Below are 11,993 nucleotides of genomic sequence, written 5' to 3' on the forward strand. Positions count from 1 at the left end.
TCGGCCGTGGATACGCGGCGCTGACAAATGGCCGCAGACCGTCACGCGACTGACGTTCGATGGGCGGATCGTTGGCCCGGCAGGGTGCATGAAAAAGGCCCGCCAGAGCAGCGGGCCTTTCGTAGTTCGTTTCGAACCGGATCAGTTCGGGATTTCCGCTTCGATGCCTTCGACGTAGAAGTTCATCCCCGCCAGCGTGCCGTCATCGGCGGTTTCGCCTTCGGCCAGCCAGGGCGAGCCGTCCTGTTTGTTCAGCGGGCCGGTGAAGGCGTGGTATTCACCCGAGGCCAGCGAGTCCTTGAGCGCCAGTGCTTCGGCTTTCACATCGGCGGGCACCGCGTCGGAGATTTCACCGATGCCAACCATGCCGGCGCCGATGCCATCCCATGTCGATGTCGATTCCCAGGTGCCGTCCATCACGGCCTTGGTGCGCGCGATATAGTAGGGGGCCCAGTTGTCGATGATCGAGGAGACGCGCGGCAGCGGAGCGTATTCGCTCATGTCGGAGGCCTGGCCGAAGGTGATCACGTTGCCGGCGGCCTGGGCGGCGGCCTGCGGCGCGGTCGAATCGGTGTGTTGCAGGATCACGTCAGCGCCCTGTTCGATCAGCGCCTTGGCGGCGTCGGCCTCTTTTGCCGGGTCAAACCAGGTGTAGGCCCAGATGATCTTGAACTGGATGTCCGGGTTCACCTTCTTGGCATGGATATAGGCCGAGTTGATGCCGCGGATCACTTCGGGGATCGGGAAGGAGGCGATGTAGCCGATGACGTTGGATTTGGTCATCCTGCCGGCGATGTGTCCCTGAACCGCGCGGCCTTCGTAAAAGCGGGCCGAATAGACGGACACGTTGTCGGCCGTCTTGTAGCCGGTGGCGTGTTCGAATTTCACATCCGGGAATTTCTTGGCCACGTTGATCGTGGGGTCCATGTAGCCAAACGAGGTGGTAAAGATCAGATCGGCGCCTTGCAGGGCCATCTGGGTGATCACACGCTCGGCATCGGCGCCTTCGGGCACGCTTTCGACATAGGTGGTTTCCACCTCGTCGCCGAATTCGGCAACGACGGCCTTGCGCCCCTGATCGTGTTCATAGGTCCAGCCACCGTCGCCGACGGGGCCGACATAGACAAAGCCCACCTTGGTTTTTTCCGAAGCCATGGCGGTGGTCGCCAGGCCCAGGGCCACGGCGGCGGTTGTCAGAAGTTTGGTCAGTTTCATAACGGGTCTTTCCCCCTGTTGGTTGGCAGTTTTTTGCTTTTGTGCCTCATTGCGAGGCGTGGAAGGTGCGGCCCAGCGAGGCCGGGGCCCGGCTTTTGTCGGCGGACATGATGACCAGCACCAGGATGGTGATGAGATACGGAGACATTGCCAAGTATTCCACCGGAATGGCAATACCCGCCGCTTGCAGATTGAGCTGAAGTACGTTGATGCCGCCAAAAAGATAGGCACCCAGCAGCACGCGCCAGGGTTTCCAGCTGGCAAACACCACCAGCGCCAGGGCGATCCAGCCGATGCCGGCGGTCATGCCTTCGGTCCATTGCGGCACGCGGATCAGCGAGATATAGGCGCCGCCCAGCCCGGCGCAGGCGCCGCCGAACATGATGGCCAGGACGCGCACGCGGATCACGTTATAGCCCAGCGCGTGGGCGGCATCGTGGCTTTCGCCCACGGCGCGCAGGATCAGGCCGGCGCGCGAATATTTCAGCAGCGCCCAGACACCGGCGGTCAGCGCGATGCCGATATAGAGCACGGGATCGTGGCTGAAGAGGATGGGACCGATCACCGGGAGGTCGGAGAGGACCGGAATATCCAGCCGGGCCATGGCGGGCGGCTTGATGCCGACATAGGACTGGCCCATGAGTGCCGAGAGGCCAAGGCCGAACAGCGTGAGGGCCAGGCCGCTGGCGACCTGGTTGGCCAGCGCGACCTGGGTCAGGAAGGCAAACAGCAGCGACAGCACCGCGCCGCCGATCATGGCGGCAACGAGGCCGACAAGCGGCGAGCCGGTTTCCACCGAGATGGCAAAGCCCGAGATCGCACCGACGATCATCATGCCCTCGACACCAAGGTTCAGCACCCCGGCCTTTTCAACGACAAGTTCCCCGACGGCGGCCAGCAGAAGCGGCGTGGCCGCGACCATGAGCGAGGCGACCAGAAGGACTGGATTGATGGCTGACAGATCCATTAGGCGGTCCCCCGTGCGGCAAAGCGGATGCGGAAATTGGTGAGCAGGTCCAGCGCGAGCAGGAAGAACAGGAGCATACCCTGGAAGACCTGGATTGCGGCCGAGGGCAGGCCGAGATTGCCCTGGGCGATCTCTCCGCCGATATAGGTGAGCGCCATGAGCAGCCCCGCCAGCAGGATGCCCACCGGGTGCAGGCGCCCCAGGAAGGCGACGATTATGGCGGTAAAGCCGTATCCGATGTTGAAATCGATGCTGACCTGGCCGCTGGGCCCGGACACTTCGAACAGCCCGGCCAGGCCCGCCAGCGCGCCGGATGTGCCCAGGCAGAACAGGATCAGCCGGGTCGGGTTCACGCCCGAAAAGCGCGCGGCGCGCGGCGCTTCGCCGGTCAGGCGGATGTTGAAGCCAAGGATGTGACGGTTCAGCAGGACATAGGCAAAGATCACGGCGATGAAGGCAAAGGCCATGCCCCAGTGCAGCCCCGCCGCCTCGTTGATCCAGCTGTTGGCGGAGGGGTAATCGTTGAGGTTGCGCGACCCGGGAAAGCCCATGCCCTCGGGGTTTTTCAGGAGACCCAGCGACATCGAGGCGAGCAGTTGTTCGGCGACATAGACCAGCATCAGCGAAACCAGGATCTCGTTGGTGCCGAACTTGACCTTCAGCAGGGCCGGGATCATCGCCCAGGCCCAGCCGCCCAGCGCGCCGGCAAGGATCATCGCCGGAAAGATCAGGATGCTTTCGGTTGGATAGAAGGCAAGCCCGACCCCGGCGCCGCAGAGTGCGCCGATGATGTACTGGCCCTCGGCGCCGATATTCCAGATGCCTGCCTTGAAGCCCAGCGACAGGCCGATGGCGATCAGCACCAGCGGCGCGGCCTTCACCAGCAGCTGCGGGCGGTAATAAAAGGCGTATTCGCCCAGAAGCGGATCCCAGAAGATGGTGCGGATTGCCTCGAACGGGTTCTTGCCCAGCACGACAAACAACAGCCCGCCCGCGATCATGGTGATGATCACGGCGATGATCGGCGTGGCCATGGACAGGGTGCGCGACGGCATCGGGCGTTTTTCAAGGCTGATCATGCGTCTTCTCCCACATGGGCCACTTCCATGCCGTGGGCACCGCCCATCATCAGGCCGATTTCGTCGATCGTCAGCCCGGCGGCGGGGCGGATATCAGAGAGGCGGCCTTCGTTCAGCGCGCCGAAACGGTCGGAGATTTCCATGAGTTCGTCCAGATCCTGTGAGATGACAACGATGGCCGCGCCCTGAGCCGCCAGATCGAGCAGCGCCTGCCGGATCGCGGCGGCGGCGGCGGCGTCCACGCCCCATGTGGGCTGGTTGACGATCAGCACCTCGGGGCGTTGCAGCACCTCGCGCCCGATGACGAATTTTTGCAGGTTGCCGCCCGACAGCGCGCGCGCGGCCACATGCGGGCCGGGGGTGCGCACGTCAAACGCCTTGATGACCTTTTCGGCAAAGGTGGTGGTGGCGGACCAGTTCACGAACCCCTTTGCGGTGAGTTTTTCGCGGATCGCCCCGGTGAGCAGCGCGTTTTCCGTCAGGCTCATATCGGGCGCGGCGGCATGGCCCAGCCGTTCCTCGGGGGCGGCAAGGATGCCCATCCTGCGCCGGGCGTTGGGCCCAAGATTGGCGACCTCCTTGCCGTTGACCTTGATCGCGTCCTTCCAGGTCAGCGTTTCGCCTGACAGCGCGGCCAGCAATTCGTCCTGCCCGTTGCCCGCGACCCCGCCCAGGCCAAGGATTTCCCCGGCGCGCACGGTGAAATGGATGTTCTTGAGCCGGGTGCCGAAAGGGTTGGACGGCTCCAGCGACAGGCCCGAGACATCAAGCACGACCTCGCCGGTCTTGTCGGTGGTGCGGGTGGGGGTTTGCAGCGTGTCGCCCACCATCAGTTCGGCCATCTCGCGGGCCGAGGTTTCGGCCGGGACGCATTCGCCCACGTTCTTGCCCAGCCGCAGAATGGTGGCATGGTCACAGAGGGTGCGAATCTCTTCGAGCTTGTGGGAGATATAGAGGATCGAGGTGCCTTCGGCCTTGAGCTTGTTCAGGGTCTTGAACAGGATTTCAACCTCTTGCGGGGTCAGCACCGAGGTGGGTTCGTCCATGATCAGCAGCTTGGGATCCTGCAACAGGCAGCGAATGATTTCGACGCGCTGGCGTTCGCCCGCCGACAGATCGCCCACGACGCGGTTGGGATCCAGCGGCAGGCCGTAGGTTTCGCTGACCCTGCGGATACGGCGGGCGAGATCGCCCATGGGGGGGGGATTTTCCATGCCCAGCGCGACGTTCTCGGACACTTTGAGCGCATCAAACAGCGAGAAATGCTGGAACACCATGGCCACGCCGGCTGCGCGGGCGGCCTTGGGCTCGGCGGGGGTGAAGGGCTGGCCCTTCCACGTCATGGTGCCGCTGTCGGGCTTGACGAGGCCATAGATCATCTTGACCAGCGTGGATTTGCCGGCGCCGTTTTCCCCCAACAGCGCGTGCACCTCGCTTTCGCCGATGTCAAAGGACACGTTGTCGTTGGCCACAACTCCCGGATAGGCCTTGGTAAGCCCTGAGATGCTGAGCAGTTTCGCTGTCATGATCGCGTTCCCCTTGGCCCTGTCGCGGCCAGCCGATGCGGCGTTTTGGTGTTATTTGGCGGCCCAACCCTAGGGAGCGGGGGGCGGTTTCCGCAAGAGAAACTTGGGTTTAGAAGGGGCGGCAAACGGCCCTGGACGGGCGAGGGCGGGGCTGTGTTTTCAGGAATTTCCTGAAATATTAAGGGGTAAAGCCCGATGTTTTTCAATGATTTGTTGAAAGTGTTGCGCGGGGGGGAAGATTATCTTTTGGGCAGTTTTTCGGGCGCGCGCGCCGGGCGGGGCTATCCGGCGCCGATCAGCGCCCCGGCGGCAAACACCAGCGCCCCGCCCAGCACCACCTGGAACGTGGCGCGCAGGAATGGCGTGTCCATGAATTTGTTCTGGATCCAGACAATCGCCCAAAGCTCGATGAAGACCACGATCAGCGCGGTGATTGTGGCGGTCCAGAAGTCCGGGATCAGGTAGGGCAAGGCATGGCCCAGCCCGCCCAGCGTTGTCATGATGCCCGAGGCAAAGCCACGCTTGACCGGGCTGCCGCGCCCCGACAATTCGCCGTCATCCGAGGCGGCCTCGGTAAAGCCCATGGAAATGCCCGCCCCCACCGAAGCGGCGAGGCCGACAAGGAAGGTGGTCCAGGTGTCCTGGGTGGCGAAGGCGGTGGCAAAGATCGGTGCCAGTGTCGAAACGGAGCCGTCCATGAGACCGGCAAGGCCCGGCTGAACCCATGTGAGGACAAATTGCCGCCGGGCGGTGGCGGCCTCGTCCGACAGCGTGTCATCGTCAAGGTTCTCGTGGGTCAGCCGCTGTGCCGTATGCTGGTGTCCGGCCTCGGCGGCGGCCAGATCGCCCAGCAGTTTGCGGGTGCCGGCATCGGATGTGCGTTGCGCGGCGACCAGGTAGAAATGTTCGGCGTCGCGCTCCATCGCCTCGGCTTCGGTGCGGATCCGGTCGATCCCGAGATTCGAGACCAGCCAGACCGGGCGGCGCGCGTAATAGCCGGCCACGTGTTCGCGCCGGATCAGGGGGATGGTATCGCCAAAGCGGCGCTGGTGCAGATCGATCAGGCGCTGGCGGTGCTGGTCCTCTTCGGCGGCCATGCCTTCGAACTTGGCGGCGGTGCCGGGAAATTCGGCGCGCAGCATTTCGGCGTAGCTGCGATAGATGCGGGCATCGTCCTCTTCCGAGGAAATGGCGAGCGCGATGATCTCTTGTTCGGTCAGGTCGCGAAAATGCTTGCGTTGGGTCAGAAAGCGCATGGGACAACCCCGAAAATGAACAGGCCTGCCGCCAAGCTATGTGCGCGCGGGGGGGAAGACAACCGGATTGCGGCGCTTGCGGAAACTGAACCGGGCAGTTTATATTCGATTTTGGCAGAGGTGCGAGGATTGCATGAATTCACCGGCGGCGGTCATACGGAAGGGTCGCAAGTTCGATCAGGTTCTGGCCAGCGCGCGCGCGTTGTTCATGCAGCACGGATTCGAGGGAATCGGGGTGGACGAGATCGCCCGCAGGGCGGGGGTGTCCAAGGCGACGCTGTATGCCTATTTCCCGGACAAGCGGCATCTTTTCATCGAGGTGGCGCGCGCCGAGTGCATGATCCAGGCGGCGCAGCTGGAGGCCGGGATCGATCTCGAAAAGCCCGTGCCCGAGGTGCTTGGGATTGTCGGGCGCGGCTTCATGGAGATCGTGCTGTCGGAATTCGGGCGCAACATGTTCCGGGTCTGCATCAGCGAAGGCGAGCGGTTTCCCGAACTGGGGCGGCAGTTTTATGAAAGCGGTCCCGGTGTGATGCGGGAACGGATGATGCATTTCCTGGAACTGGGGGTCGCGCGGGGGGAACTTGAGATCGACGATTTCGGGCTGGCCGCTGATCAGTTTCCCGAGCTTTGCAAGGCCGGGGTGTTCTTGCGGCTGGTGACGGGCATTCAGACCGAATTCACCCAGGGCGAGATCGATCATGTGGTGGACGGCGCGGTGGAAACCTTTATGGCGCGGTTCGGCGCGCACGGGTAGCCCCGGTCAGGCTACGGGCTGATTGGCGCGGCGGAGGAAGTCGCAAAGTTCGCCATGCAGCACCTTGCGTTCGTCTTCTGACAGGAAGCTGCCGATTTCCACGGTGCGGCCATTGCCCGTCAGTGTGACGTAATGCGGCACCGGGCCACCCGAGAGGTGCATGTCGGCGCGCACCCAATGAACGTTGCAGGACCAGCTTTGCGCCGGCCCGCGCGCCGGGCGGTGCAGGAGGGTGAGCGTGTTGTCGCACAGGCGCAGTTCTTCAAGGATGTCGCCATCACGGTACGATCGTTCCAAGCCCCACCAGAGCGCGGCCACCGCCCCGAGGATGAAGGGCAGAACGCTCCAAAGGACAACGGTGCCCAGGAGGCCGTAAAGCGGGATGGTGCCCAGAGTGAAGGCCATCATGATCATGGCGGCAAAGCCCCGGCGCGGCAGTGAGCGGAACGGCCAGAGCGTGAGCACGGTTTGGGTGGTGGGGTCGTGTTGTGTCCAGTGATGGGGCATGGCGCGTGTCTGAACGTTGGCAGGGGCCTTGCCCCTCTGGGCGCGGGGCGCCCATTCACCCCAGGATATTTGGGGCCAAAAGAAGATGCGGAAGGAAAAGAGGCCCCGGTGCGGTTTGCTCCGGGGCCTCCTGGTTCATGTGTCAGAGGCGGTGCGCTTAGTGCGCGTTGCTCTTGTCCCAGTCTTCCTGCTTGGGCAGGATTTCAAAGGTATGCTCGGGCGGCGGGCTGGGCAGGGTCCATTCCAGCGTGTCCGCATATTCGTTCCAGTAGTTGTTTTCGGTCACACGCGCGCCACGTGTCAGCGTGTAGAACATGATGCCGAAGAACAGAACGAAAGAGGCAAAGGAGAGGAACGCGCCGTAAGAGCTGATCTTGTTCCAGTAGGCGAATGCCTCGGGATAGTCGATGTAGCGGCGCGGCATCCCCTGACGGCCCAGGAAGTGCTGGGGGAAGAAGGTCAGGTTCACGCCGATGAAGAACATCCAGAAATGGATCTTTGCGGCCAGTTCGGGATACTGACGGCCTGACATCTTGCCTATGTAGAAGTAGATCCCGGCAAAGATGGTAAAGGCCGCCCCCATCGACATGGTGTAGTGGAAATGCGCCACCACATAGTAGGTGTCGTGATAGGCGCGGTCCACGCCGGCCTGGCTGAGGACAATGCCGGTGACGCCACCGATGGTGAACAGGATCAGGAAGCCGAAGGCAAACAGCATGGGCGCCTTGAACTCCACCGAGCCGCCCCACATGGTTGCGATCCAGCTGAAGATCTTGACCCCGGTGGGTACCGCGATCACCATCGTGGCCAGCATGAAGTAGGACTGCTGGGTCAGCGACATCCCGACGGTGTACATGTGGTGTGCCCACACGACGAAGCCCAGCGCGCCGATCGCGATGATCGCCCAGACCATCGGCAGATAGCCAAAGATGGGTTTGCGCGAAAAGGTCGAGATCACATGCGAGATCAGGCCGAAACCGGGCAGGATCACGATATACACCTCGGGGTGGCCGAAGAACCACAGGATGTGCTGGTAGAGGACCGGGTCGCCGCCCCCGGCCGGATCAAAGAACGTGGTGCCGAAGTTACGATCGGTCAGCAGCATGGTGATGGCGCCGGCCAGAACCGGCAGGGCCAGAAGGATCAGCCAGGCGGTGACAAAGATCGACCACGAGAACAGCGGCACCTTGAACAGGGTCATGCCCGGTGCGCGCATGTTCAGGAAGGTGGTGATCATGTTGATCGCGCCAAGGATCGAGGACGCGCCGGAAACATGCACGGCAAAGATCGCCAGATCCATCGACATGCCGCCTTCGTTGGTGGAGAGCGGCGGGTAGAGCACCCAGCCCACGCCCGATCCAAGCTGGTCATTGCCGCCCGGCGACAGCAGCGACGCGACGCCCAGCGATGTGCCGGCCACATAGAGCCAGAAAGACAGGTTGTTCATGCGCGGGAAGGCCATATCCGGCGCGCCGATCTGCAAGGGCATGAAATAGTTGCCGAAGCCGCCGAACAGCGCCGGAATCACCACGAAGAACATCATCAGCACGCCGTGATAGGTGATCAGCACGTTCCAGAGGTGGCCGTTGGGGGTGCAGGGATCGCTCCCGGCGAACAGGCGCGCGCCTTCGAGGCACATGTACTGGACGCCCGGCTCCATCAGTTCGAGCCGCATGTAGACGGTGAAGAGAACCGCGATCAGGCCCACAAAGGCCGACACGAAAAGGTAGAGAATCCCGATATCTTTGTGATTCGTGGACATGAACCAGCGGGTGAAGAACCCGCGGTCGTCATGGTGGTCGTGGCCCTGAATGGCTGCGTCTGCCATGCTTTGCCTCCTGCTGGTGGTTTGAAAGGCGCACGAGTCCCCTCGTACGCCTCAAGATTACATCCGTTTTAATGGGGAGATGGGGCGGCGGCAATGTCCGTCTTTGACGCAGATCAAGAAAAAGTGCCGCAGAGCTCGGAAAGGGCCCGGAAAGGGCCCGGAATCAAAACCCCGGCGAAATGTCGCCGGGGCCGGTTTTTCGTGCAATGCAGGCGAATCAGCCTTATTCGGCCGCCGGGGAAACCGACGCCAGGAAGGCCGCGATGTCTTCGCCGCCCTTTTTCAGCTTGAAGGTCATCTTGGTCTTGGGGTCAAAGCCATTGTCGCTGAGCCATGCCTTGGGATCCGTGATAAAGGCGGTCAGGGCCTCTTCTGTCCACACGAAACCAGCTTCGGCAGCCGCCTGAAGGCCCGAGGCGTATTTGAAATCTTCGGACCCGGCAACCCGACCGATCACGCCATAAAGATTCGGTCCGGTCTTGCCGCCCTTGACGATTTTCTCGCCGTCAGGTGATTCGACGGTGTGGCAGGCCTTGCATTTCTTGAATCCGTTTTCGCCGGCCTCAACGTCGCCTTCGGCGAAGGCCGGGGCTGCCAGAGCCAGAACGGCAGCGGTGGTTGCGATGATCAGTTTCATGTAGTGCCTCTTGTGTATTGCGTTAACAGCGTCCGTGCGCAGCTTTGCTCAAAGCACTAATTTGTGCAATGTGCAAATTGGCACGGGGGGCTGGTCGGCGGATTCATGAAGATCAGGGGCTGACGGTTGGGCCGAAACGCGATTCGAACGTGTGGCGCAGGGCGACATCGAGATCATCCATTGTGACCGGCAGGCCCAGATCGACCAGCGAGGTGACACCATGTTCGGTGATACCGCAGGGCACGATTCCCGAGAAATGTTCCAGATCCGGCTCGACATTGATCGAGATGCCGTGAAAGCTCACCCATTTGCGCAGGCGGATGCCGATGGCCGCAATCTTGTCCTCGGGTTTGGCGCCGGTGGCCGTGAGCGGCTTGTCGTCGCGCGCGATCCATACGCCGACGCGGCCTTCGCGCACCTCGCCGCGCAGGTTGAATTCGGCCAGGGTGGCGATCACCCATGCCTCGAGCTGTTGCACGAAGGCGCGGATATCGCGACCGCGCCGGTTGAGATCGAGCATCACGTAGGCCACCCGCTGGCCGGGGCCGTGATAGGTGTATTGGCCGCCGCGCCTGGAGGTGTGGACGGGAAAGCGATCGGGATCGGTAAGGTCGGCTGGCCTGGCGGACGTTCCGGCGGTATAAAGCGGCGGGTGTTCGACCAGCCACACCGCCTCGTCCGCCGTGCCCGCCGCGATGGCGGCGGCGCGCGCTTCCATGACCGACACGGCATCGTCGTAATCGGTGAGCCCGTCGGAAACGATCCATTCAACCATGTCATCCTCCGAGACTGAGTTTACGCGCGCTTTGGGGTAGCCGATAGCGCGCCGGAACACCAGTCTGTGCGTGCCCGGCAGAATCTGTTGGAACCGGGGATATTGCCTCTTCACATCGCCGGGCCGCTCGTCTATATGCCCCACACCCACCAGGGCATGTGCGGTCGTGGCGGAATTGGTAGACGCGCAGCGTTGAGGTCGCTGTTCCTTAACCGGAGTGGAAGTTCGAGTCTTCTCGACCGCACCATAACAGACTCTCTGGTCTGTGATCTTCTCTAAAGCTTTGAATGGTAAGGCTATTTGTGGGGTTCTAGGTCCTTCAAATCGGTCATATTGGATGCGGTCTGCGAAGGCCAGTTTGAGCACCGTGCGGCGCAGGGCTGAATGGCCTGTTTCCCATATTTTCCAAGGGCTTGCGAGGAACGTGAGCACGGGTTCTAGTTTTTCCTCATAGGTTCCTTTTGGTTCGGCCTGATGGGTTAGTTGTTCACCCAGAATGATCTTCTGTTTTTCCAGCGCGCCGATCTTGGTTTCATAGGTGCCGATGACGGTGACATTTGTTGATTCCATGATACGCGACAGCAGAGTTTCGATCTGCTTGTCGAGTTCCTTGAGTTGGTGCTGACCGGTTTTGATAGCCTCTTGCGCCTGTGCACGGCGTTGGTCCCATGCATGACGGAACATTGCTTTTGCCAGCGCCACAAGCTGTTTGGACGGTTGAAGGGTTTTGATCATCGTGCCGACATCGCCCTCGATCTTTTCACGAGCGATGGATTTGCCATAGCTGGCACAGCCCTTGGTCTGGCAGAGATAATAGGCGTAGGACTTGCTACGACCGGTGCTGTAGGACGACCGAAAGGGCGTACCGCAATCGGCACAGCAGACAAAGCCACGCAAGGCGAAATCGTTTCCGATATTCTTGCGCACGGGGGCCTTGGCGATGCCGCGCAGGCGCTCCTGCACTTTCTCGAAGGTCTCAACGGAGATCAGCGCGTCGTGATGTCCTTTGAGCCAATCGATGCCGTAGTTTTCTGAGCAGATGTATCCGGTGTAAAGCGGATTGGTGAGAATATCTTTCACGCGCTGGCGGGTGATTTCACCCTTTTTGTTGCGTGGGAAGTCCGGGAATGTTTCGAAGAACCGCTGGATTTCCGCCTGTGTTTCGAACCGGCCCATGGCATAGCCCTCAAAGGCATCGCGCACGATGGACGCCAGGGGTTCATCCGGGAAGATCATCTTTCCGCGCCCCTTTACGGTCTGGTATTTGTATCCGACGGGCGCATTGTGAATCCAAAAGCCCGACTGCATGCGGGCCTTCATCTTTTGTGACACTTGCCGCCCATTCTGTTCGCGCTCCAACTGACCCTTGTGAAGTGGTCCCGGTTTTTCGGACAGCTCAGCGGCTGATCTAAGGTGTATCCGGGTTGGTTTTCATGCCGCCAATTT

10 protein-coding genes, 1 tRNA gene and 1 pseudogene are annotated in these 11,993 nt (G+C 61.7%); 2 read left to right on the forward strand and 10 right to left on the reverse strand.

All coding sequences use genetic code 11. From position 1 onward, the window contains the following. Positions 1–141: 141 nt before the first annotated feature. The 5 genes from I3253_RS15460 to mbfA all read right to left on the reverse strand — a co-directional run bounded on the left by I3253_RS15460 (position 142) and on the right by mbfA (position 6,043). Complete coding sequence (locus I3253_RS15460) at positions 142–1,215, reverse strand: BMP family ABC transporter substrate-binding protein (protein ID WP_197918781.1); 1,074 nt, start codon at positions 1,213–1,215, stop codon at positions 142–144. Positions 1,216–1,261: 46 nt separating this feature from the next. After that, positions 1,262–2,182, reverse strand: a complete 921-nt coding sequence (locus I3253_RS15465) for an ABC transporter permease (protein ID WP_197918782.1) — start codon at positions 2,180–2,182, stop codon at positions 1,262–1,264. Further along, positions 2,182–3,261: an ABC transporter permease gene (locus I3253_RS15470; protein WP_197918783.1), complete on the reverse strand. Its 1,080-nt coding sequence runs from the start codon at positions 3,259–3,261 to the stop codon at positions 2,182–2,184. The genes I3253_RS15465 and I3253_RS15470 overlap by 1 nt, the downstream gene beginning before the upstream one ends. Beyond that, positions 3,258–4,787, reverse strand: coding sequence for an ABC transporter ATP-binding protein (locus I3253_RS15475; RefSeq protein WP_197918784.1), 1,530 nt, complete (start codon positions 4,785–4,787; stop codon positions 3,258–3,260). The genes I3253_RS15470 and I3253_RS15475 overlap by 4 nt, the downstream gene beginning before the upstream one ends. A 281-nt stretch (positions 4,788–5,068) precedes the next feature. Beyond that, positions 5,069–6,043: an iron exporter MbfA gene (gene mbfA, locus I3253_RS15480; RefSeq protein WP_197918785.1), complete on the reverse strand. Its 975-nt coding sequence runs from the start codon at positions 6,041–6,043 to the stop codon at positions 5,069–5,071. A gap of 133 nt (positions 6,044–6,176) precedes the next feature. Here mbfA and I3253_RS15485 point away from each other — a divergent pair, with 133 nt between their 5' ends. Beyond that, positions 6,177–6,800 (forward strand): TetR/AcrR family transcriptional regulator, encoded by a 624-nt coding sequence (locus I3253_RS15485; RefSeq protein ID WP_197918786.1) that lies wholly within the window; start codon positions 6,177–6,179, stop codon positions 6,798–6,800. 6 nt (positions 6,801–6,806) lie between these two features. Here I3253_RS15485 and I3253_RS15490 read toward each other — a convergent pair whose 3' ends face one another. The 4 genes from I3253_RS15490 to lipB all read right to left on the reverse strand — a co-directional run bounded on the left by I3253_RS15490 (position 6,807) and on the right by lipB (position 10,592). Next, complete coding sequence (locus tag I3253_RS15490) at positions 6,807–7,307, reverse strand: DUF2244 domain-containing protein (RefSeq protein ID WP_197918787.1); 501 nt, start codon at positions 7,305–7,307, stop codon at positions 6,807–6,809. 157 nt (positions 7,308–7,464) lie between these two features. Continuing rightward, on the reverse strand, positions 7,465–9,135 hold the full coding sequence (locus I3253_RS15495; protein ID WP_197918788.1) for a cytochrome c oxidase subunit I: 1,671 nt from the start codon (positions 9,133–9,135) through the stop codon (positions 7,465–7,467). A 223-nt stretch (positions 9,136–9,358) separates the two neighbouring features. Beyond that, positions 9,359–9,772: a c-type cytochrome gene (locus I3253_RS15500; RefSeq protein WP_197918789.1), complete on the reverse strand. Its 414-nt coding sequence runs from the start codon at positions 9,770–9,772 to the stop codon at positions 9,359–9,361. 112 nt (positions 9,773–9,884) lie between these two features. Next, the gene (lipB, locus tag I3253_RS15505; RefSeq protein WP_332255709.1) at positions 9,885–10,592 is read right to left on the reverse strand and encodes a lipoyl(octanoyl) transferase LipB; all 708 of its coding nucleotides are present in this window, start codon (positions 10,590–10,592) and stop codon (positions 9,885–9,887) included. Between the two features lie 115 nt (positions 10,593–10,707). On the opposite strand from lipB, the gene I3253_RS15510 reads away from it, so the two are divergent. After that, a tRNA-Leu gene (locus I3253_RS15510) sits at positions 10,708–10,794 on the forward strand. Positions 10,795–11,336: 542 nt separating this feature from the next. On the opposite strand, the pseudogene I3253_RS20735 reads toward I3253_RS15510, so the two are convergent. Further along, positions 11,337–11,867 (reverse strand): annotated as a pseudogene (locus I3253_RS20735) (recombinase family protein); the annotation flags it as partial. Positions 11,868–11,993 lie beyond the last annotated feature (126 nt).

The sequence above is a fragment of the Thiosulfatihalobacter marinus genome (assembly GCF_016019955.1).
GTDB classification, from domain to species: domain Bacteria; phylum Pseudomonadota; class Alphaproteobacteria; order Rhodobacterales; family Rhodobacteraceae; genus Shimia; species Shimia marinus_A.

What these genes read in the sequence shown, in the direction of transcription:
- I3253_RS15460 (WP_197918781.1), bottom strand. Translation starts at nt 1,215, where the DNA reads ATGAAACTGACCAAACTTCTGACAACCGCCGCCGTGGCCCTGGGCCTG.
- I3253_RS15465 (WP_197918782.1), bottom strand. Translation starts at nt 2,182, where the DNA reads ATGGATCTGTCAGCCATCAATCCAGTCCTTCTGGTCGCCTCGCTCATG.
- I3253_RS15470 (WP_197918783.1), bottom strand. Translation starts at nt 3,261, where the DNA reads ATGATCAGCCTTGAAAAACGCCCGATGCCGTCGCGCACCCTGTCCATG.
- I3253_RS15475 (WP_197918784.1), bottom strand. Translation starts at nt 4,787, where the DNA reads ATGACAGCGAAACTGCTCAGCATCTCAGGGCTTACCAAGGCCTATCCG.
- mbfA (WP_197918785.1), bottom strand. Translation starts at nt 6,043, where the DNA reads ATGCGCTTTCTGACCCAACGCAAGCATTTTCGCGACCTGACCGAACAA.
- I3253_RS15485 (WP_197918786.1), top strand. Translation starts at nt 6,177, where the DNA reads ATGAATTCACCGGCGGCGGTCATACGGAAGGGTCGCAAGTTCGATCAG.
- I3253_RS15490 (WP_197918787.1), bottom strand. Translation starts at nt 7,307, where the DNA reads ATGCCCCATCACTGGACACAACACGACCCCACCACCCAAACCGTGCTC.
- I3253_RS15495 (WP_197918788.1), bottom strand. Translation starts at nt 9,135, where the DNA reads ATGGCAGACGCAGCCATTCAGGGCCACGACCACCATGACGACCGCGGG.
- I3253_RS15500 (WP_197918789.1), bottom strand. Translation starts at nt 9,772, where the DNA reads ATGAAACTGATCATCGCAACCACCGCTGCCGTTCTGGCTCTGGCAGCC.